Source organism: Curtobacterium sp. YR515 (assembly GCF_900113095.1).
Lineage (GTDB): Bacteria > Actinomycetota > Actinomycetes > Actinomycetales > Microbacteriaceae > Curtobacterium.
The window spans coordinates 389,706-411,608 of the sequence record NZ_FOOD01000005.1 but is presented as its reverse complement, the minus strand read 5'-3'; the positions used below and the strand labels follow the sequence as shown (position 1 = coordinate 411,608).

Here is a 21,903-nt window from a genome sequence, read left to right as displayed (position 1 = left end):
TACCGCTGTTGTCAGCCGCGCTGCTAGCGTCGCATCATGGTGGATGAGGGGCTGCGCGATGAACTACGCGCTTTCGTCGACGAACGCGAATGGGGCCAGTTCCACACCCAGGAGAACCTCGCGAAGAGCATCTCGATCGAGGCGGCGGAGCTGCTCGAGTGCTTTCAGTGGAAAGCAGAAGCCGACGACTCGCGCGTGCGGAGCGAGCTCGCCGACGTGCTTACGTACTGCTTCCTCCTCGCGGACCGCCTCGGCACGTCGCCGGAAACCCTGATCCGCGAAAAGCTCGCGATCACGACGGTCAAGTACCCGGTGGAACGATCGCGAGGCCGGAGCACGAAGTATGACCAGCTTTGACATCGAGCGGCTCCCGTTCACCCAAGAGCATCTGCGGTCGTGGCAAGCGGATGATCGTCGCTTCATCAACTGGCCAGTGGTCTACATCCTCGACGACGGGAAGCGGGTGTACGTCGGCGAGACGTTGAACACCGCCGCGCGGATGCGGCAGCACCTTGAGTCAGCCGAGCGCAAGACGTTGAAGGCGGTTCGGCTCGTACTCGACGACACGTTCAACAAGTCTGTGTGCCTGGACCTCGAGTCGCAGCTCATCGCCTTGCTCGCGGCCGACGAGAAGTTCACAGTACTGAACAGCAACAAGGGCATCGTGGATGCCGACTACTACGACAGGCCGAGGTACCGCGAGACCTTCAAGCAGATTTTCGATGCGCTCCGCGAGCAGCAGGTGTTCACTCGCAGTCTGCCTGAGATCGAGAACCGTGAACTCTTCAAGCTTTCGCCCTTCAAGGCCCTGAACCGCGACCAGGCCATCGCAATGGAGGACATCCTGGAGGGCCTGCTCGACGATTGGGACGACCCGGCAGCGACTCCGATAACCGTGCAAGGCGACCCAGGCACCGGCAAGACGATCGTTGCCGTCTACCTGCTCAAGCTCCTCCGAGACCTCGCCCAGGGCAAGGGGCTCGACGATCTCGAGAGCGACGCTCTCTTCTCCGACTTCTTCACGGAAGGCAACCACCGTCTTCTGGATGGTTCGCGGCTCGGCCTGGTCGTACCGCAGCAGGCGTTGCGCGCTTCCCTCAGGCGCGTGTTCGCGAAGACCCCGGGTCTCGACAAGACGATGGTGCTGACTCCGTTCGAGGTTGGGAAGAGCGATGAGCCCTGGGACCTGCTCGTCGTCGATGAATCGCACCGCCTCAACCACCGGGCCAACCAAGCGTCCGGCATGCAGAATAAGAGCTTCGGGGAGATCAACGAGAAGTTGTTCGGCGCCGACGCCGACCATCTGACACAAGTGGACTGGATCCGAAAGCAGAGCCGGCACCAGATCTTCCTGATCGATTCGCATCAGAGCGTGCGCCCCGCCGACCTCCCGCAAGCGACTCAGCGGGCGCTCATCGACGAGAGCGAAGCCGCGGATCGCCGCTATCGACTCTTTGCCCAGATGCGCGTGCAGGGTGGAGCGGACTACGTTTCTTTTGCACGAGCGCTCCTGAGCGAGAAGCCCCGCGCGCGAGAGGACTTCGGCGCCTACGACGTGCGCTTCTTCGGCGACCTCGGTGAGATGCACGACGCGATCCGTGCCCGCGACGCCGAACTCGGCCTGTCCCGCCTCGTTGCCGGATACGCCTGGAAGTGGAAGAGCAAGAACGATCCCGCCGCGATCGACATCGAAATAGACGGTCGAAAGCTGCAGTGGAACCAGACCCAGACCGACTGGATCACGTCACCAGGGGCGGTCGAGCAGGTCGGATCGATCCACACCGTGCAGGGGTACGACCTTAACTACGCGGGCGTCGTCATCGGGCCGGACGTGCGGTTCAACCAAGAGACTCAGCGTGTTGTTTTCGACCGATTGAACTACTTCGACAAGAAGGGCGTCGAGAACAACCCGAGGCTCGGGATCGAGTACTCGGATCAGGACGTCCTTCAGTTCGTGGTGAACGCGTACTCGGTCCTGATGACGCGTGGGGTCCTCGGCACCTACCTCTATGTGGTCGACCCGCCGCTACGGGAGCACTTGCGCGCTATCGTCCAGTCGCGCTGAGCCAACCCAGAAGAACGGTCTGGGTTCCCACCGGTCTCTCGCGAGATCGTGCTCCGACTGCTGCAGACCTCGCATGCGTGGCGACTCGTTGCCGTCCTCAACCGGAGCGGCACGTCCATCGTTGCGGGCGAGACTGCGCTTTGAACGAGATGGATGATCCGTAGCGTTACACCTATCCGGGACTACCGGGAGGCGTTCGGGCGCTACCAGGTGTTTTCGGACGTGCTCCAGTCCGACGGGTAGTGCACATCGAGACGGTTGTTGAGTCGGTCCGCTTCGCCACCGACGAACGGGATTGATACGATTCGAGGGCTGGAGGCGCCTGCCGTCCACGAGGTACCGGAGCCGAACGCTGGTGCGGGGTCCGTGCGGATTCGGGTGCAGGCGTTCGCCGTGAACTCGACCGACACCGGTGTCCGCGCCGGTCAGCGCGACAGTTCGCAGGCGTCGCCGCCGTACGTGCCGGGGATGGATGCCGCCGGGGTCATCGACGAGGTCGGGCCCGACGTGTCCGGGTGGGAGGTCGGCGACGAGGTCATGGCGATCGCGCTGCCGCTCAGCGCGCACGGGGGTGCGTACGTCGAGGAGCTCGTCGCACCGGTCGGTTCGTTTACGCGGATCCCTTGGAAGACATGGATTCCGCTCGCTTCTACGATGCCGATGAATGGGCTGACGGCGTTGCAGATCCTCTCGCGGGCGGGGCTCGCTCCCGGGCAGACGCTCGCCGTGACCGGGGCGGCGGGGTTGCTCGGGAACTACGTGGTACAGCTGGCCGTCGCGGGCAGCGGAGGTGCTGCCTGCCTCGCGGCGGGGAGGCGCATGAGCGGCTCGAGGCGGGTGGCGCGCTGGGGCGGTTCGTGGTGTCGTGGTGAGGCGACGACGACATGAAGTGCTGATCCTTGAGAAGTAGATCGCCGAGCGCAACGCCGCCTGCACGTCAACGATGGAGAGCACGGGAGATCATGGCCGGATTCCATTCGGTCATCTGGTCCGCTCGAGCGACTCCGTCCGCGCTTGATGCGCCGGCGCCGTTCACCGGCCCGGCCTCCCCGATCTCCCCGTCCCTCGTCTACTGGAAGGACGAGGCGGGTGGACAATCGTTCGTCACGGAGAAGGACCTCATATCCTGAGCGAAGCACCCCGAACGTGGGACGCGCCCAGCCGCCACCGTCCCCGCGTTGTCTGTGGACTCTGAAACAATAATGAGTAAGCCCCCAACCCCAACCCCAACCCCAACCCCAACCCCAACCCCAACCCCAACCCACCTGGCGAGTAACTTGTGCCGAGGATCCAAATGAATGTTGCCGTTGCGCTGCCGCTGAACGGTGTTCCGTGCGCCTTGGAGTCGACTCGATGAAGGCAGACTCCCCGAACTGGATCGTCATGGGTCCGGCTGCGTCGCCGGCTGAGCAGGCTGCGCTCAACAAGCTGCGAAACCTGCTGCCCGACGACGGCATCACCACGGGGTGGGTGAACGTCACGTTCGTTGACAACCAGGGCGGATTCAACGAGGTCGACGTGCTGTTGCTGACGAAGAATGGCCTGTTCGTCGTAGAGCTCAAGGGCTGGCATGGCACGGTGCTCGTCAAACCGAACCGTTGGTTCCAAAACGGTAAGGACATGGGCAACCCGCCCGTCGCGAATAACAACAAGGCGAAGCGACTGTCCGGGCTGTTGCAGGGCGTGACGATGAAGCAGGCTGCCGGGTTCAAGCTGCCGTTCGTGCGATCAGTCATGGTGCTGCACGGCGCAAACTCCAACGTCGTGGTGCAGGGCAAGATGGAAGCGCTGACCACACTTGACGGCTACAGTGTGAGCCTCAAGGGCGAGGGCCTGCCCTTCTCGAAGTTCCTGGCGACGCCGGCAACGCACGCCAGTGACCTGGTCAACGAGTCGAAGGCCAAGCATGTTCGAGCCGTGATCGCTGCGGCCGACCTTAAGCCGACCCCAAAGACCCGCAAGGTCGGCGACTACGACCTCGCCGACGCTGACCCGCTGGGGGAGGACGAGGAGTGGACGGACCTCCTCGCGACGCACCCGATCACAAAAGATCGCCGACGCATCCGCGTGTTCAAGGTACCGCGCGGCGCATCGAAGGAGATGGCGTCAGACATTCAACGTCACGCGCTCCGCGAGTACCGTCTGACGAATGGCATCTCGCACCCTGGAATCACCCGTCCGCTCGACTACGTCGATTCCGAGGTGGGCCCGGCGCTGGTCTTTGCATACGACGAACGAGAGCAGCCCCTTACCGACTACCTCTCCGAGCACGCCGCAACACTTTCGCTCGAGGACCGGGTGGCGCTGATCCGCACGATCGCTGAGGTCATCAAGGCAGCACATTCGCGGCGCGTGATGCACCGGGCGCTTTCGCCGCTGCGCGTTACCGTACGCGCGAGCAAGAAGAAAGGCGCAACGGTCGCGGTTCGCGACTGGTTCGCCGGGCAGCGCACGAGCGAGGGCTCGACGCTGTCGCGTACGTTGCTCGGCACAAACAACATCCCCGAGGCGATCAGCGAGGCGCAGTGGGGATACCTCGCGCCTGAGGTGGTGCAGTACCTGGGCGAGCCATCGCCGATCGCGCTCGATATCTACAGTCTTGGCGCACTGGCGTACCGCATCTTGACGGATCGCGACCCCGCTGAAAGCGGCAAGAACTTGCACGAGCTGTACCAGTCGGCATCGTCGCTTGATCCGATCGCGGTGCAGCCGGATCTTCCTGAGGTGTTCGCGAAGGTCGTCCGCGAAGCGACGGCGTTCGATGAGGCTCATCGCCCGGCCGATGTCGGCGCGTTGCTCGCGCTGTTCGAGGACGCGTTCCGCAGTTACGCGGGCAGGGGTGAGCCGGTCGCCGTCGATATCGACCCGTTGGATGCATCGGCGGGAGAGATAGTTGGCGAGCGTTTCGAGATCAAGGCGCGGCGCGGTTCGGGCACGACAGGTATCGCCCTGCTCGTGGATGACTACGACTCGGGCCGTGAAAGCGTGATTCTGAAGCTCGCACGAGATGAGGATGCCGCGGCGCGCCTCGCGGTCGAGTCAGAGGTTATTCGTGGCCTCGATCACCCGCGCGTCGTGAGACTCCTCGATGGCCCGCTCGAGGTGGGCGGCCGGGTGGCGCTCTTGCTGAGCGATGCCGGCGCGGAGACGCTCGCGGCACGGCTGCAGACCGAGGGCCGCTCGACGCTCGAGCAGCTTGAGAACTACGGGCGCGACCTCCTGGAAGCGGTGCGGTACCTCGACTCGAGGGGCATCTTCCATCGCGACATCAAGCCCGCGAATCTGGCGATCGCGCCTGACCCGGGCACCCGTAAGCCGCGGCTGACGCTGTTCGATCTCTCGCTTGCTCGCGAGCCGCTCACACACACGAAGTCGGGTTCCCGCCCGTATCTCGACCCGTATCTCGATCAGCGAGGGCGGCGCGAATTCGACCGGGCGGCGGAGCTCTTCTCGGTGGCGGCGACCTTGTTCGAGATGTCGGCCGGGGTACCGCCGTTCTGGCCCGGCGGCAATGCACCAGAGCGTCCCGACGAGGCGGCGGTCGTGCAAGCGAGCCAGTTCGAGGAGTCAGTGGCGGCGGCGCTCACCGAGTTCTTCACCCGAGCGCTCGCTCCGGTGGCGTGTGACCGCTTCGAGACCCTCGAGCAGTTCGAGGCTGCCTGGCAGGGCGTCTTCACACCGCTTGACCTGGTCGTTCAGGATGATTCGGCGACCGAGCAACTCGATGCAGAGGCCGCTGCGGCCGCCCTGGACACGCCGCTCACTGCATCTGGGCTGAGCGCAAGGGCCCTCTCGGGCCTGAGCCGACTTAGGGTGTCGACTGTAGGGGAGCTCCTCGGCGTCCCGCCGATGCAAATCAACCAAATCCGTGGCCTCGGCGAATTGCACCGCAAGGAGGTGCAGCGCCGGGTGCGCGAATGGCGGTCCAGGCTGGCTGCGGGTTCGAGTCCCGCGGCCGCCGAGACGCAACCGGGCCGGCAGTCGATCGAGCAGTTCCGGTCGAAGCTCATTCCGCAGCACCGTACGGCCGAGAATTCGAAACTAATCGAAGTGCTTCGCCTCCTGCTCGGCGAAGACGAGACGCCGGGTGGCGTGGCATGGCCGACGCTAACTTCGATCGCTGATCGTCTCGGCCTGCAAGTGGCGGCAGTGTCGCGTCTGGTGTCCGAGGCGGTGCGTCGTTGGCTCAAGGACAGTGAGCTCCTGCAGATCGCGGTCAACGACGTCGTGCAGATCGTCAGCGACGCCGGGCACGTGGCAACGCTCGATGAGGTGGTCGACCAATTGCTGATGGACTACGGCTCGTCCAAGGTCGGCGATGAGCGTCGCCGACACGCACGTGGGCTCGTGCGGGCCGTCATCGAGCTAGATGCCGCGGCGGAGACCCCACGGCTCGACAAGCGGCGACCGCGTGATGACCGGGTTCCCGTGTTGCTCGCCATCCTCGGAAACGCTGACGGGCCGTCGTCGGAGCAGTTGCTTGCGATGGGGCGGCAGCTCGGTGATGAGGTCGACAAGCTCCTGCGTATCCAGGATGTTTCCCCTGCCGCAGTTGTGCGTGAACGACTTCGACGACTCGTTCCCGACCAGGTGTCGCTGTCAGATAACCGACTGCTCGAGCTCGCCGTTAGGGCGTCGATGACCGGTGCGAAGTCGAGTCTTGACGAGGTGTATGCGGTGGATCTCACGCCCGCCCGCGCTATCGAGGTGACACTTGCCGGAGTCGCCGTACGCGAGCTCTCGATCGACAGCATCGAGCGCCGTGTGCGCGGACGGTTCAGGCGTATCGCGATGATCCCGGCCCGGCCTGCACTCGATGAGATCATTCACCGGACGCATCCACATCTAGAGTGGAACTCCGGGCGGTACGCGGTGCGCGAGGGGTCGACGTTCGGCGCCTCGACGCGATCGATGACGACGATGCAGGGCTCTCTCCCGAACGACCAATTGGCGCGCGCCCTCGCCGGGTCAGTGCAGGAGCGCAGCGCCCTAGCGCTCACGACGGCGTGGTCGCACTACGACGCGGCTGCGGTGACGCTCAGCGCTCGATTCGGCGTCGAGGTTGTCGACCTGGCGGCGCTCGTGGTCGAACAACTGCATGAGGCCGCGGCGCAGCTCGGTGCTTCATGGGCTGTGGTGGTCGGCGCGGACGCACCGTCGGCGGGCGCTGTCGACCGACGCAACCTGCAGGAGCTGGCGAAACGGGCGGTCACCGAGGCGTGGGCTGAACTCGAGGATCGCACTGGACCGGTGCTCTTCACCGCCCCGGCAGTGCTCGCTCACTTAGGGCTCGTCGACCTCATTGGGCGCGCGATGGACCTGACAACCGCCCGTGCCGGCGCACGTTGGTTCCTCCTTCCGCAACGTTCGGCCGCCGCAGTGCCTGACCTCGACGGTGTGTCGATGCCGTTCGGTGCTGATCGTTGGATCGAACTCCCCACGAATCTGGCAGCGGTGCTGCCAACGCAACTCACGAAGGTGACGAAGTGATCGACTCCGCCCAGCTCCTCGCCGACCTCAGGGGGCAGCTCAAGCTGCTCGAGGCCGACCTGACGGCGCGCGCCGATGATGTGACGAACGAGTGGGGCGCAGCCCTCCGCGTTGAGCATGCAGACGCTACGGCGCGCAAACGCACCGGCCTGCCGTGGATCGACTGGCGCAACGGGCAGGTCGCCCAAGCCGCGGTGGCGTGGATTCTCGCGACGGTGTTCATACGGTTCGCTGAGGACAACGATTTACTCGAAGGGGTGTCGGCCAACGGGGCCCGGGTAGCACTGCCCTGGCTCGCAGGCCCCGGTGACCGGCTGGAGCGTGCGGTCGAGCACCAGTCGGCGTACTTCACAGCGAACCCGACTGCGGCAGGTCCGGACTGGCTCAAGCACGCGTTCTCAGCACTGGCGTCGCTGCCGGCGGGGCGCGCGCTCGTCGATCCGGCACACTCCCCAGTGTGGACGGCGCCGATTTCGGGCGAGGCCGCCGACCAGCTGCTCGGGTTCTGGCGCGCGGTGGATGCCGGCGGCACACTCTTGCGCGACTTCACCGACCCGGGGCTCGATACCCGGTTCCTTGGCGATCTCTACCAAGACCTGTCGGAGTTCGCGAAGAAGCAGTATGCGCTGCTGCAGACACCGATGTTCGTCGAGGAGTTCATCCTCGATCAGACGCTCACCCCGGCGATTGCCGAGTTCGGGCTCGAGGGCCTGAAGCTCATCGACCCGACGTGCGGGTCGGGGCACTTTCTGCTCGGCGCGTTCGGCCGACTTGTGGAAGCGTGGGCGATCGAGGCCCCCGCGATGGATGTGCGCGAGCGCGTCGCGAGGGCTCTCGCGTCGGTGCACGGGGTCGACCTCAACCCGTTCGCGGTCGCGATCGCGCGGCTCCGGCTCACTGTCGCGGCTCTGCGAGCGGCCGGAGACCGTACACTCGTCGCCGCGCCCGCTTACCACCTACAGCTCGCGATCGGCGACTCGCTGCTCGGCTCGCAGGCGTCGAGCGTGCAGCTCTTCGACGGTGAGGATGCGGACGCGTTCGAGTACTCGGTTGAGGATCTCGCGGCCTACCATGGCATCTTGCAGCAGAACCAGTACCACGTCGTCGTGGGGAACCCGCCGTACATCACGGTGAAGGACCCGGTGTTGAACAAGCAGTACCGGCAGCTCTATAAGACGTGCCACCGTCAGTACGCGCTCTCGGTGCCATTCATGGAATTGTTCTTCGAACTTGCGAAGCGGTCGGATGCGACTACAGGTGCCGGATTCGTCGGGCAGATTACGTCGAACTCGTTCATGAAGCGCGAGTTCGGCAAGAAGCTCATCGAGCAGTTCCTGTCGGGCAAGGACTCGGCGAGCCCGGTTGACTTGACTGCGGTCATCGACACGTCGGGTGCATACATTCCTGGCCACGGTACGCCGACCGTGATTCTGGTTGGGCGGCGGCGGAAGCCCTTAGCGGATACCGTGCGTTCGGTACTTGGAGTGCGTGGAGAACCTGGACAGCCGAGTGACCCCGCGCAGGGTCTCGTGTGGAGCGAGATCGTTAGTCACTTTGCGGATGAGTATTTCAATGGCGACTATGTCACAGTCGTCGAACTCTCCCGTACTGGGTATGCACAGCATCCCTGGTCGCTCAGCGGTGGAGGTGCATCAGCAGTGTTCGAGCAGCTAGAGGCCGTCAGCGTTGGCCGTCTGGCGGCGCGCCTTGGTGAGACCATCGGCGGATCGATCCGGGCTGGGGCCGATGAAGCATTCATGCGGCCAAGGCGCCTGGCATTCGAAGCGAGCGTCTCTGAGTCGATTCGTGAATTCGTGGTCGGCGATGGAGTTCGGGATTACGAAGATCGCGGAAGCGATCTGATCCTCTTTCCATACGACGATGCCCTTCGCCCTTCAGAGTCGCTTGACAGGGTGCTTTGGCCGTGGCGGGCCTCTCTCGCAAATAGGTCGACATTCCAAGGCTTGATGGCGGACGCGGGCTTGCGCTGGACCGAGTACATGCAATTCACTCGGTGGGCTGCGAGGACCAGTCTTGCGATCACTTTTGCGTTTGTTGCGACGCATAACCACTTCGTGCTGGACCGGGGTGGGAAAGTATTCAAGCAGTCGGCGCCGGTGATCAAGCTCCCGGAGGGTGCGACGGAGGGGCAGCACCTCGAACTGCTCGGCTTGCTCAACAGTTCCACAGCGTGTTTCTGGCTGAAGCAGGTCAGCCACGACAAGGGCAATGGCGGCATCGGTGGCGGCATCGCAGATCAGGAGTGGGAACGCTTCTTTGAGTTTACCGGAACGAAGCTCCAGGAGCTTCCCCTTCCGGCCCGGCTTCCCCTTGAATCGGGAGCCGCGCTCGACGCCAGCGCACGACAGATTTTCGACGTAACTCCCGCGTCGGTCATCGAAGCCAGAGATTCGGCACTGTCGACTTCGCTTGAAATTGCGTGTGCGTCGTGGGACGCGTTGCGCGAGCACATGGTGTTCCTGCAGGAAGAACTCGACTGGGAGGTGTACCACTCATATGGGCTAATCGATGAGGAACTAACGTATCGAGGCGAGCTCGACCGGCTTCGACTTGGCCAACGGACTTTCGAGATCGTGCTCGCCCGCAAGGTTGCAGCTAGCGAGGAGCAGACCGCGTGGTTCGAGCGTCACAGCTCCACCCCGATCACCGATTTTCCCGCCGAGTGGCCCGATGACTACCGCGCCATCGTCGAGCGTCGGCTCGAGGCGACCGAGTCGAACCCGAGCATCCGACTGCTCGAGCGGCCCGAGTTCAAGCGGCGCTGGGCCACACGGTCGTGGGACGACCAGCTTGCCGACGCACTCCGTGACGCAATGCTCGACCACATGGAGTCGCCGGCGCTCTGGACTGACGTGAACGGCCGCCCGGTGACCCGCTCAGTCAACGAGCTCGCAGATCTGGTGAAGTCCGACGCCTGGTTCGCGGAGCTCGCGTCGCTTGCGCACGGCGCCGACGCCGATCTGCGCACGGTCATCGCCAAACTGCTCGACGACGAGTCCGTGCCCTACCTCGCCGCACTTCGCTACAAGCCGAGCGGGCTCGAGAAATTTCGGGCATGGGAACACGCATGGGATCTGCAGCGTGCCGAAGATCACGGCGAGCGCGTCGAGGTGCCGGTGCCGCCGAAGTACGGGCAAGGTGACTTCCGCAAGGCCACGTACTGGAAGGCACGCGGGAAGCTCGATGTGCCAAAGGAACGCTTCATCTCGTACCCCGGCACACGCCGTGCCAATGACCAGAGCCCCTTGTACGGCTGGGCCGGATGGAACCACGCCGACCGCGCCCAGGCACTCGCGCGCCTTCCCATGGAGATGCTCGCCGCCGGCGCGATATCCGATGAGCTCGCGCCGCTCATCAGCGGTCTGATCGAGCTGCAGCCATGGCTGGATCAGTGGCATGCTGAACCCGACGCGAACCTCGGCGTGAGTCCGGCGGGAGCAATCAGCGGCCTCACGGACCAATTGCTCACCCAACTCCGACTCTCGCGCGACGCCGTCACCGCTTGGCAACCGCCCGCATCGACCCGTGGCCGCGCCGCCTCGAAAGGCACCAAATGACCGCCCTGTCGCTCACCACGCCGCTTCGTGATCTCATCACGATTCCGACGCGCATCGACTCCGCCGACTTCGTGCTCAAACTGCACGACGGCGTCGCCGCAGCAGACCGGACTCTCGCCGACTACGTAGTCACCCAGGCCATTGCCGAGGCGTTCGACGAGGCACTCGGCCTCGTCGAGCATGCGGTGACGAACCGCACCTCGCGCGGCACATACATCCACGGCTCATTCGGTGCCGGTAAGTCGCACTTCATGGCCGTGCTGCACCTGCTCCTCACCCAGCATCTGCCCGCGCGGGAGGTGCCGGGCATCGGCCCGGTGGTGAGTAAGCACCTCGACGTGCTCGAGAAGCGATTCTTCGCCGTCGACTACCACCTGATCGGCGCGAAGAGCTTCGAGTCGGCACTGTTCTCGGGCTACCTCGACGCCGTCGCGGCGAAGCATCCGGAATCACCTCTGCCATTCCTGCATGTCAGCGACCAGCTCCTCGAAGACGCCAAGCAGCAGCGCGCAACCTTCGGCGACGACCAGTTCTTCGCGGCAATCTCGACCGGCAGCACAGGCGGTGGGTGGGGTGCGCTGACGGCCGGATGGAATCCGGCATCCTTTGACGCCGCGATCGCCCAGCCCACCGGCAGCGCCGACCGCGACCGACTCGTGGGCGACCTCACTTCGACCCTGTTCAAGGGCTACACGAACGCCGGCGCCTGGGTCGACATCTCGACGGGTCTGAAGACCATCAGCAACCACGCTCAGAGCCTCGGCTATGACGGTGTTGTGCTATTCCTCGACGAACTCGTGCTCTGGCTCGGCCAGCACATCTCCAACCAGGAGTTCGTGCAGGGCGAGATCTCCAAGGTCGCCAAGCTTGTCGAGACCGGAATCGGTAGCGTTCCCGTGCCCTTCATCTCGTTCGTCGCCAGGCAGCGCGACCTCGCGCAGTTCCTCGGCAGCAGCACGCTCGGGGTTGAGCGTGAAGCGCAGCAGCAGACCTTCAATTACTGGGACGACCGCTTCGACAAGATCCAGTTGCGCGCGGCCGACCTGCCGAAGATCGTCAAGCAGCGACTGCTGCAGCCAGTCGATCAGGACGCCGACGACACGCTCAAGTCGGCGCTCGCCCGCGTGCGAAATGACAACACCGCTTGGAACAACCTCCTCGCTGACGAGGCATCCTCGGGCGAAGCCGAGTTCTCGAGCGTGTATCCGTTCTCGCCCGCGCTCGTCGACGCGATGGTCGCCCTCTCGAATCTCATGCAGCGCGAGCGCACAGCACTCAAGCTCATGGGTGAGCTGCTCGTCGACGGTCGCGGTGAGCTGACCGCCGGCGACGTCATTCCGGTCGGCGACCTCTACGAGCCGGTCGCGCTCGGGACGCTTAAGCCGCTGGATGACACGATGCAGCAGCATTTCTCAATCTCGACGACGTTCTACGTCGAGAAGCTTCGCCCATACCTGCTTAATAAGCATGCGCTCAGTGAGGAAGCCGCCGCGGGGTTGCCGCGAAGCCACCCGTTCCGCAACGAAGACCGGCTCGCCAAGACGCTCCTCGTCGGGGCGCTCGCCCCCGGCGCAGCTTCGTTGAAAAACCTCACGGCCTCGAAGCTGCACTCGCTGAACTTCGGCTCCGTCTCCGCGTTCGTGCCGGGAGCGGAGACTGCTCAGACGCTCGGGCTCGTGCGCAAGTGGGCTGAAGAGTTCGGCGAGATCCACGTCGGTGAGGGCGTCGACCCCGTCATCTCAGTGCAGCTCTCGGGCGTCGACTACGACTCGATCCTCGACCGCGTGCGCGGCGAAGACAGCCAGCCCGCGCGCCGCGCGCTCGTACGCAAGCTTGTGCTCGAGGGTCTCGGACTCGGCGCCACGGTCGGGATGCTCGGCCAAGGCACCCCATTCCCGCACGTGTGGCGCGGACAAAAGCGCACCGCGTCGATCTGGTTCGGCAACATCCATAGCGGCAGCAACGACTTCAAGGATTACGACTTCGAGACCGGCGAAGGGGAGTGGAAGGTCTTCATCGACTTCCCCTACGCCGCCGACGGGCAAACTGGTCCGCGCGACGACCTTGCGCGGATCACCGAGCTTCGCGAGAAGGGCATCATCGCCGACACCATCGCGTGGCTGCCTAATTTCCTGACGGCGCCGAGGCAGAGCGACCTCGGGCGGCTCGTCGTGCTCGAGTATCTGCTCACCGAGAACCGCTTCGACCAGTACGCCGATCACCTGCCCGTGAGCGACCGTCCCGCCGCAAGGCAGGCGCTCGAGAACAACCGCAGCAATCTGCGCGAATCGTTCGGTCGCGCACTGCTGAGGGCGTACGGAGTGTCTGCGCCCGACGCCGCCGACGTCGACGAGCAGCTCCTGCCGAGCGAGACGTTCACCTCGCTCGTGCATGGCCTCACCCTTCAACCGCCGGTCACCGGTACGCTCGCGGGCGGGCTCACCGGTGTCCTTGATCAGGCGTGGAAGAACGCGTACCCGAACCACCCCGATCTTGGCAATGTGGAGGTCAAGCGCCGGGAGCTCGACGAGACGCTGACGCTGCTTGCCGAGACAGCCGAGCATTCTGGACGTCTGCAGTCACTGAACCCGACCCAGAAACGAGTCGCTTCTGCCATCGCCGTGCCGTTGAAGTTCGGCGTGCGCAACGAGAACATCTTCACCGCTCAGCTCGCTCAGTTCGGATGGCGCGACGATTTTACGCGCTGGGAGGCCGAACTCGGCGCTGCACTTCGGGCAGGCGCCCTGCGCGCGCGGCTCGAGCCCTGGGGCATGTCGCGCGATCTCGAAGACACGGTGCTGCTCGGCTGGTCGATCGTCGCCGATCGCGAATGGGTACGCGGGTCGGTCGCCATTGACCGACCAACAGTCGGTTCGGTCACGGATGACCTCGTGCTTCGAGCCGCAAATCTGCCCGATGAAGATTCGTGGACGCGGGCGAATTCGGTCATTGCACCGCTGCTCGGTATCAGGGCGGAGACGTACCGCAACTCAGGCGCGGTGCGGCGGCTCGGCGCGGCGATCGTCGCCGCGGCGGCGGCGAAGAGTCCCGGAGCTGCGAACCTCGTCTCGCAGCTCGAGGCGCACGCGGAGCAACTTGGGATCGACACGACGGCAGTCACCGGGCGGCTCGCGACCGCACGCAACGCGTCAGAGCTGCTCGGGTTGCTGGCGAAGGAGAACGAACCGAGGCTTGCGATGATCCGGCTCGCCGACACGACTCTCGTCGACTCGGCAGACGTGGTGGGCAAGTCGATCGCGAACGCAGATGCTGTCTCTCGGGCGCTCGAGGGAGCGGGCTGGGACTTCATCGCGAAAGCGGCGACGCTGGGTCGCGCAGAGGTCGACGATGCCATCGCGACACTTCAGCACGCCGCCGCTTCCAACGAGGCCATCGCACAGCTCGTTCCGCGACTGACCGAGGCCGCGCGCGTCGCACGTGATGCGGTCATCAATGTGCCCAGGCAGACCCTGCCGAATCGTCATGCGCCGACGCGGCCGGCGCCGATGCCGCCCGGCCCTACTCCTCCTGACGGGCCGACGAGCGGGTCAACGTCAGCGGCCCCTGGCGAACTTGACTCCACGATCTCGAGTCTGCGAAAGGCGCTCGAGGAAGCACTCGGCGCGAATCCGAACAATCACGTGCGCATCGACTGGTGGGTAGAGTGACCTTGGCCGGCGAAGCATCCTGGGCACCTGTGCTCGATGAGGCTACCCTGCGGGGCAGGCTTCGGCAGTGGCGTGACGACGGCAAACGACGTGCCAACATGCTGCTGCTTCGCGCCAACCCGACGTGGAGCGGGCCCTCTTCGCTGACCGTCGGTGACGAGCACGTGCACATCATCAACGGCATCTCACAGCTAGCCGTGCTCGACGCCATGCACCAGTACATTGGCGAGCCGATCGTTGTACTCACCCACCTTGACGACCAGCAGATCGGTAGCGCCGTGCGGCTGCGCGCGGAGCGGCACGCCGTGCAGTCTGTCGACGCCTGGGAGCTCGTACCCGGGTTGTTCAAGGTCAGCGACCCCGTCGTCGACCGCAGCGTCCGGGAGCTCGGCAGTTGGCTACCGCCGTTCCTGCTGACCCGCCAGCGTTCGGCGGGGTGGCCCGTCGCGCGCGGGGGCACCCTCAGCGGCGACCACGTCATCAGGGCGATCCTTGCCGATCTCATCGGTGTTAACAGCGCCGATGAGGTCGACCTGCTTGCCGTGCTCGAGCACATCGACGAACCGCAAACCGTTGCGCGCTTGAACGATTACAAGGCAGACGAACTCGCCGGCGTGCTTGCCGGCACCAAACGCCACGTGGGCGGCGGCGCCGCTCTCGCAGCGGAGTCGAAGGCGCGTTCAAAGTCGTTCTCGACGCTCGCCGTGGCGCTCGTCGCCGACTTGTTGTGGAACGGTCAGGCAGACGTGACCGTGCGAGTGCGTTTCGACGAACGCTTCCTCGGCGGTAGGGCTGCCGAGACTGACGTGCGACTGCTCGGTGAAGCTGCCCGGGCCATCATTCTGCGCCGTGAAGCAGCCGCCGACGTGCACCTCATTGACGTACTTCGCCAGGCCGAGGCGATCTTCGCTGACCTCGATTGGACCGGCGGCGCGGCCGACTCGTCGGTACTACCCGCGGGACTCGAACGTCGGTACGAGCAACTCGCAGCGGCAATCGAAGCAGCAGCCACTGACGCACCCGAAACCCGTACGAGCGCAGTCGACGACGCGCTTGTCCAAGTGCGCTCGCACCTGCTCGCGACGCATGATGCTGGCGAGTTGCTCGGGGCAGAGATGGCGACCCGACTCACGCGATGGCTCGCGTCCGAACCGTCAGCGCTTCCGTCATCCTTCGGGGAGGGAGCAACCACCTATCTGCACGACTCAGCCTGGGCGGATCGCGCCCTCAGCGTTATCTGGAACGGCTCGGCTCGCACCACTTTGGCAAGCGCGTATCGGTCGCTCGCCGCGCGGGTCGGAGAACGGCGCGAAGCCGAGGAGGCTGCCGCAGCAGCTGTGCTTACCGGTGACGTGCCAATCGATATCATGCCGATCGAGTCGGTGCTGGCCAAGGTCGTCGAACCGCTTGCGCGCGAGCGCGTGCTGCTCATCGTGCTCGATGGAATGTCGGCGGCAGTCGCCACTGAGCTCGCCGACGAAGTCGGGTCACTCCGCTGGGTGGAAGTCCTCCCAAACGACCTCACGAAGCGTGCGCCAGCGCTCGCGACGCTACCGAGCGTCACTCGGTACTCGCGCTCGTCGCTCTTCGCCGGCAGGCTCACCGACGGAAACCAGAGCACGGAGAAGACTGCGTTCGCGAAACTGACCGGAGGGGTTCTCTTCCACAAGGACGACCTGCGCTCGTCGGCGGGCGCACTGTTGCCAGGCGACGTCGAGACCGCTATCTCGACGGCGGGAGTCAGGGTCGTCGGCGTGGTGCTCAACACCATCGATGACGACCTCGCGAAAGCGGACCCCGACTCGACACGTTGGACGCTGAATCGTGTCGCGAACCTTGCACCCTTGCTCGCTGCGGCTGCCGCTGCTGGACGAACCGTCGTACTCACCTCCGACCACGGACACGTCATCGAACGCGGCGGTGAGTACCGCGCGAACGACAGCGGTGGAGCACGGTGGCGCACGGCGACCGGAGCCCCGGCCATCGACGAGGTACTCGTGTCGGGAGCCAGGGTGCTTGCGCCCGGCGGCTCAGCGGTGCTCGCGCGAGCCGAACGGCTCCGCTACACGTTCAAAGCCGCCGGATACCACGGAGGGGCCGCGCTTGCGGAACTCACCGTGCCGATCGTGGTCTTCCGGCCTGCAGGTGCGAGAGCGCCGAAGGGATGGCACGATGCGCCGCCCCAGACGCCCGACTGGTGGTACGAGCGGGTGCCGGCTGAGGCATCCGCAGATCTTTCGGTGCCAAACACCCCAGTCGCCATGCCAACGAGAGGGTCAGCAAAGCATGCCGATGTCGTGCCGATGTTCGAGGTTGCCGTCGACGAGTTGAGCGACAAGAAACCCCTGGCATCCGATCGACTGAGCGATATGTTGCTCGCGTCAGAGCTGTACATCGAGCAGCGCAAGCGGCTGGGCCGACACCCGCTCGATGATGCCCTGGTCGCCAGCGCTGTCGATCTCATCGACGAACGTGACGGTCGTGCCCACCGAGACGTGCTCGCCGCGAGGCTTCAGCTCGCACCGGCTGCTCTCGACCTCACGCTCACGGTGCTCCGGCGACTGCTAAACGTCGACGGATACGACACCGTGACCACCGATGCCGACGAGGTCACGATCGTCCTCAACCGCGAGCTGCTGCGCGAACAGTTCAATCTGAAGTAGGCGTCGTTGTAGTGGATCGAGAACGGTCGCCACTTGACTCCGGGGGCCGCACTGTCGAGCACACTCGCATACGCCGATGCGATGGCCGGCGATTGGTCAATGACGGACCCAGCCCTGCAGCACAAGCGCAGCTCAGGGCCGCTATCGAGAGGGTCCTCGAGCGAATCAGTTTCAACGGCGACGGCTGGTCGACGAGGCGTTCGAGGGCGGCGAGAGCCAAGCATGACATGCGCGATCACGTTCAGACCTGTCGCCAAGAACCCGAGGAAACCTGGATTGGGCTCTGTCCGACACGGCCGAGGAAGCCCGCACCGCTGTGTCGGCACGACCGGTGTCCGCGTATCGGCGCCTGGAGCGCGCACCGAGACCACGACGCGGCCCAGCTGGCTTGGACGGCTACTCGGACGATAGCGAAGGAGAGCGACTGATGAGGACCTACACCGCGGCAGCTGGCGGTCGAGCTCGGCTACACGAACGGGTTCCGACCGGGGCAGATCGTGCGGAAGTACTTGCGCGCGAAGTACCCGGAGCGGCCCAAGCATGAGCGCTGGAAGTTGGACGAGGTGCAGGCCGACGACGTGCGCGCGAACGTGCTCCGCGCGTCATGATCGTTTAGTCACGACGAGCGACTTGTCGCTCACGTCAGCGGCGAGTGGTGAGAGATCTCGGCTTACTTCGCGCGCAATCATGAAGACTGCAGAAGAACCATCATCGATCAATCCGGCCGACCGGGCGGATGCGGGTGCTCGCAATGCGAGTGAGCTCGAGGCGACGCCGCTTCGAGGCATCGGTTTAGGTATCAGTCACGATCGAGGGAGGTGACGCCACAGTTCCAGAAGAACCGTACCCTCGTGCTCGTGCTCGTGCTCGTGCTCGTGCTCGTGCTCGTGCTCGTGCTCGAGCGCGACGGCTGGGCGTGCCAAGTCTGCGACATTGAGATTGACCGTCAGAGGCTCGACCGCATCAGCGGACAGCCTCGACGGAATCCGTCGGCGTGACTCGCACGTCGAGCGGCACATCCAGAGCGACGGGATCGCCGGGCGTCACGTCCGACTGCTCCTCCAGATCAGCCCGCACCGAGTCCGACACGCCAAAGAACATCGTCGCCACGAACCCCACGACGTACGCCACCACGAGCCCCGACCCGTACCCGAGCAGCGCCCACCCGTACCCGGACGAGCCGTTCAACAGCGGGATGAGCGACAGGTCCGAGGCCCCGATGGCGATCGCCCCCACGGAGTGCCCGAGCTGATCGAACAACCCGACCACCCCGCCCCCGAACGCCCCACCGATGCACGCCGTGATGAACGGCCGCCCGAGGGGGAGCGTCACACCGTAGATCAGCGGCTCGCCCACACCGAGGAACCCAGCCGGCAGCGCCCCACGGATCGTCCGCACGAGCGAGGCGTTCGACCGGAACCGCACCCACAGCGCGATGCACGCACCGATCTGCCCGGCGCCACCCATCGCCAGCACGGGGAGCAGCACGGTCCACCCGGTCTGCTCGATGAGCGTGGCGTGGATCGGGATGAGCCCCTGGTGCATCCCGGTCATGACGAGCGGCAGGAAGAGCCCGCCGAGGATGAACCCGGCGAAGGCCCCGCCGTTCGCGAGCAGCCAGGTCGCCGCGGTGCCGATGGCGACGGAGACGACGCCGGCGACGGACATCAGGATGCCGAGCGTCACGGAGCCGGCAACGAGCACGGTGACGGTCGGCACGACGATGAGCGCGATGACGTCGGGCGTGACCTTCCGCATGAACCGCTCGACGTACGCGGCGAGGATGCCGCCCGCCAGCGCTCCGAGCACACCGCCCTGTCCGGGCGCGAGCGTCTCACCGAACACGGTGACGTTCGCGACCCCGGCCGCGACGATGATGCCGCCGACGGCCCCACCGAGGATGGGCGTCCCGCCGAACTCCTTCGCGGCGTTCATCCCGACGAACACGGCGAGCAGGGACAGGAACCCAGAGGACAGCACGCCGAGGAACGGCGTCACCCCGGGCAGCCACCCGAGGTTCGTCAGGATGCCGTTGATCCCGGCGATGAGCCCGCAGGCGATCAGCGCGGGGATGAGTGGGATGAAGATGGCCGAGATGCGACGGATGGCACGCATGGTGCGGCCGTCGGAACGGGCACGGGCGGATGCCTTGATCGACGCGCCCCGCGCCGCCAGCTCCTCGGGCGACACCGAAGCCGAGGACGCACCCGGAACAGGAGCAGCACGCAACGACTCGAGCGAATCAGCAACCCGGTCCACCAACCCCGGCCCGAGCACGATCTGCAGGTTCGAGCCGGCCGCGATCGCTGCCATGACGCCCTCGGTGGCCTGGAGCGCCGACAGATCAACAGAGGAAGGAGAAGCCACCTCGACCCGCAGCCGGGTCATGCAGTTCTCTACGTCGGCGATGTTCGAGGACCCACCGACGGTGTCGAGGATCTGTTGTGCGAGTTGCTGTGCATCGGTCATTGATGGTGCTCCTCGGGGGAAGGAAGGACGAACTGGAGAAATCAGGAAAGGACGGCGCGCAAGGAACCGTCAGCAGCAGCGAGCCGAGATCGGACGACGGACGCCGGCGACACGGTGAGGATCATCGCGATGGCCGTCTTCACCTCGCCGTCCGCGGCATCGAGGGCAGCCGCAACCTCGGCCGGAGCAGCCCCGGTCACGTCCTGCACGAGCGAGAACGACCGCGCGACGAGCTTCTCGTTCGTCGCACGCACGTCGACCATCCGGTTGCCGTACGTCTTGTTGCTGCGCACCATCGCCAGCGTGGTGAGCATGTTGAGCACGAGCTTCTGCGCGGTCCCCGCCTTCAGGCGGGTGGACCCGGCGATGAACTCGGGACCGACGACCACGTCGATGGCGATGTCGGCTTCCCGCCCCGCGGCCGAGTCGGGGTTGCACGCGACGGAGACGGACAGGGCGGACCTGCGCCGCGCCTCCAGGATGGCCGCGATGACGTAGGGCGTCCTGCCGGACGCGCTGATGCCGACGACCACGTCGTCGGCCGTCAGGCCGAGCGAGTCGAGGTCGCGGACGGCGGCTGCTTCGTCGTCCTCGGCGCCCTCGACGGCGGTGGTGAGGGCGACGGAACCGCCGGCGATGACGCCGACGACCTGCGAGGGGTCGGTGCCGAAGGTGGGCGGGCACTCGCTGGCGTCGAGGACGCCGAGCCGGCCCGGCGTGCCGGCACCGACGTAGATCAGGCGGCCGCCGCGCGAGAACGCTGCGGCGATCGAGTCGGCGGCGAGGGCGATGGCCGGGAGGCACGGCTCGAGTGCCGCGGGCACGCTGCGGTCGAGCGCGTTCATGCGCTGGGCAGCCTCGAGGGTGGAGACGAGGTCGATGTCGTCGAGGGACGAGTCGGTGGCCTCGGTCGCGAGGTGCTGCAGCTCCTCGCGGAGGTCGTCGTGGTGGTGCATGGTGCTCGATTCAGGAACGGTGGTGCGTGCGGACCGCGTGGCGGCTGCGTGCGAGGAGCGGGCGGGAGCGTTCGTCGGTGCGCTGGGCGACGACGATGAACAGGGCGTCGACGATGGCGAGCTGGCTCATCCGGCTGCCCATCGCGGCGGGGCGGAGGTCGCTCTCGGCGCCGGCGACGCCCAGCAGGACGTGGTCGGTGTGGTGGGTCAGCGGCGAGGTGGCGTGGCCCGTGATCGCGACGACGGTGGCCTCCTGCATCTTGGCCTCGGTGGCGACCTCGAGCGCCTCGACCGTGGTGCCGGAGTGGCTCGTGATGACGAGGACGTCCTTCGGGCCGAGGACGCTCGCGAGGGTCAGGGCGTTGTGCGGGTCGTCCGCGATCGAGCTCGCGATGCCGATGCGTTCGAGCTTGAGGTGGAGGTCGCGGGCGACGATGCCGCTCGCGCCGACGCCGTACAGGACGACCCGCCGGGCCTCGCTGATGCGGACCGCGGCGGCTTCGAGGGTGAACGGGTCGAGCGTGGCGCGGGTGTCGCTCATCACGGCGCGGACGTCCTCGGTGACCTTCGCGATGACGGTGGTGACGTCGTCGTCGACGCTGACGCCCGCGTGGATCTCGGTCTCGCGCCGCTCGTGGATGCCCCGCTCGACAGCGCGGGTCATGCTGCGCTGGAGTGCGGCGAAGTTCGCGAACCCGAGGTGCTGGGCGAAGCGGGAGACGGTCGCGGGGGACACCCCGGCGCGGTCGGCGAGTTCGGCGGCGCTCGTGGTGGCCGCGGTGCCGGGGTCGTCGAGGACGGCGTCGGCGATCGCGCGCATGCTCGTCGGCATCGCACCGGACTGGGTCCGGACGAGGGCGAACGCGTCGGCGCGGTCGGTACGGTCAGCGATCGTCATGCGCTCCATGAAAGCGCATTGCACCGACACTCGCCAGTGCTGCAAGTTACTTTCGTGTTTCGTCGGCGCGTTGCGTGAGCAGAAAGTGTCGGGTCGGCGCCTCGGACCCGACACTT

Annotated in this window: 11 protein-coding genes; 8 read left to right on the top strand and 3 right to left on the bottom strand. The window is 65.8% G+C overall.

Annotated features, from left to right (window positions below; all coding sequences use genetic code 11):
• Window positions 1-36 precede the first annotated feature (36 nt).
• The 8 genes from BM028_RS16095 (at window position 37) to BM028_RS16055 (ending at window position 18,462) form a co-directional block, all read left to right on the top strand.
• A complete protein-coding gene (locus BM028_RS16095; RefSeq protein WP_092387772.1) occupies window positions 37-357 on the top strand; it encodes a nucleotide pyrophosphohydrolase in 321 nt (106 codons plus the stop codon).
• A complete protein-coding gene (locus BM028_RS16090; protein ID WP_092387770.1) occupies window positions 344-2,065 on the top strand; it encodes a DUF2075 domain-containing protein in 1,722 nt (573 codons plus the stop codon). The genes BM028_RS16095 and BM028_RS16090 overlap by 14 nt, the downstream gene beginning before the upstream one ends.
• Window positions 2,066-2,431: 366 nt before the next feature.
• Complete coding sequence (locus BM028_RS16085) at window positions 2,432-2,953, top strand: alcohol dehydrogenase catalytic domain-containing protein (RefSeq protein ID WP_302847589.1); 522 nt, start codon at window positions 2,432-2,434, stop codon at window positions 2,951-2,953.
• Between the two features lie 465 nt (window positions 2,954-3,418).
• Window positions 3,419-7,555, top strand: coding sequence for a BREX system serine/threonine kinase PglW (gene pglW, locus BM028_RS16075; RefSeq protein ID WP_092387766.1), 4,137 nt, complete (start codon window positions 3,419-3,421; stop codon window positions 7,553-7,555).
• Window positions 7,552-11,133 carry a BREX-2 system adenine-specific DNA-methyltransferase PglX gene (gene pglX / locus BM028_RS16070; protein ID WP_092387764.1) on the top strand — a complete coding sequence of 1,194 codons (3,582 nt, stop codon included), beginning with the start codon at window positions 7,552-7,554 and terminating at the stop codon, window positions 11,131-11,133. Before pglW ends, pglX begins: the two co-directional genes overlap by 4 nt.
• A complete protein-coding gene (locus BM028_RS16065) occupies window positions 11,130-14,801 on the top strand; it encodes a BREX-2 system ATPase PglY family protein (RefSeq protein WP_092387762.1) in 3,672 nt (1,223 codons plus the stop codon). The genes pglX and BM028_RS16065 overlap by 4 nt, the downstream gene beginning before the upstream one ends.
• A 29-nt stretch (window positions 14,802-14,830) precedes the next feature.
• Window positions 14,831-17,464, top strand: coding sequence for a BREX-2 system phosphatase PglZ (pglZ, locus tag BM028_RS16060; protein ID WP_139219843.1), 2,634 nt, complete (start codon window positions 14,831-14,833; stop codon window positions 17,462-17,464).
• A gap of 818 nt (window positions 17,465-18,282) precedes the next feature.
• The gene (locus BM028_RS16055) at window positions 18,283-18,462 is read left to right on the top strand and encodes a hypothetical protein (protein ID WP_092387758.1); all 180 of its coding nucleotides are present in this window, start codon (window positions 18,283-18,285) and stop codon (window positions 18,460-18,462) included.
• Here BM028_RS16055 and BM028_RS16050 read toward each other — a convergent pair.
• Genes BM028_RS16050 through BM028_RS16040 form a run of 3 tightly spaced genes read right to left on the bottom strand, consistent with a single transcriptional unit; the run spans window position 18,428 to window position 21,787 of the window.
• Complete coding sequence (locus tag BM028_RS16050; protein ID WP_092387756.1) at window positions 18,428-19,933, bottom strand: PTS transporter subunit EIIC; 1,506 nt, start codon at window positions 19,931-19,933, stop codon at window positions 18,428-18,430. The genes BM028_RS16055 and BM028_RS16050 overlap by 35 nt on opposite strands.
• 41 nt (window positions 19,934-19,974) lie before the next feature.
• Window positions 19,975-20,889: an N-acetylmuramic acid 6-phosphate etherase gene (gene murQ, locus BM028_RS16045; protein WP_092387754.1), complete on the bottom strand. Its 915-nt coding sequence runs from the start codon at window positions 20,887-20,889 to the stop codon at window positions 19,975-19,977.
• A 10-nt stretch (window positions 20,890-20,899) separates the two neighbouring features.
• The gene (locus BM028_RS16040) at window positions 20,900-21,787 is read right to left on the bottom strand and encodes a MurR/RpiR family transcriptional regulator (RefSeq protein WP_175496099.1); all 888 of its coding nucleotides are present in this window, start codon (window positions 21,785-21,787) and stop codon (window positions 20,900-20,902) included.
• Window positions 21,788-21,903: the final 116 nt, after the last annotated feature.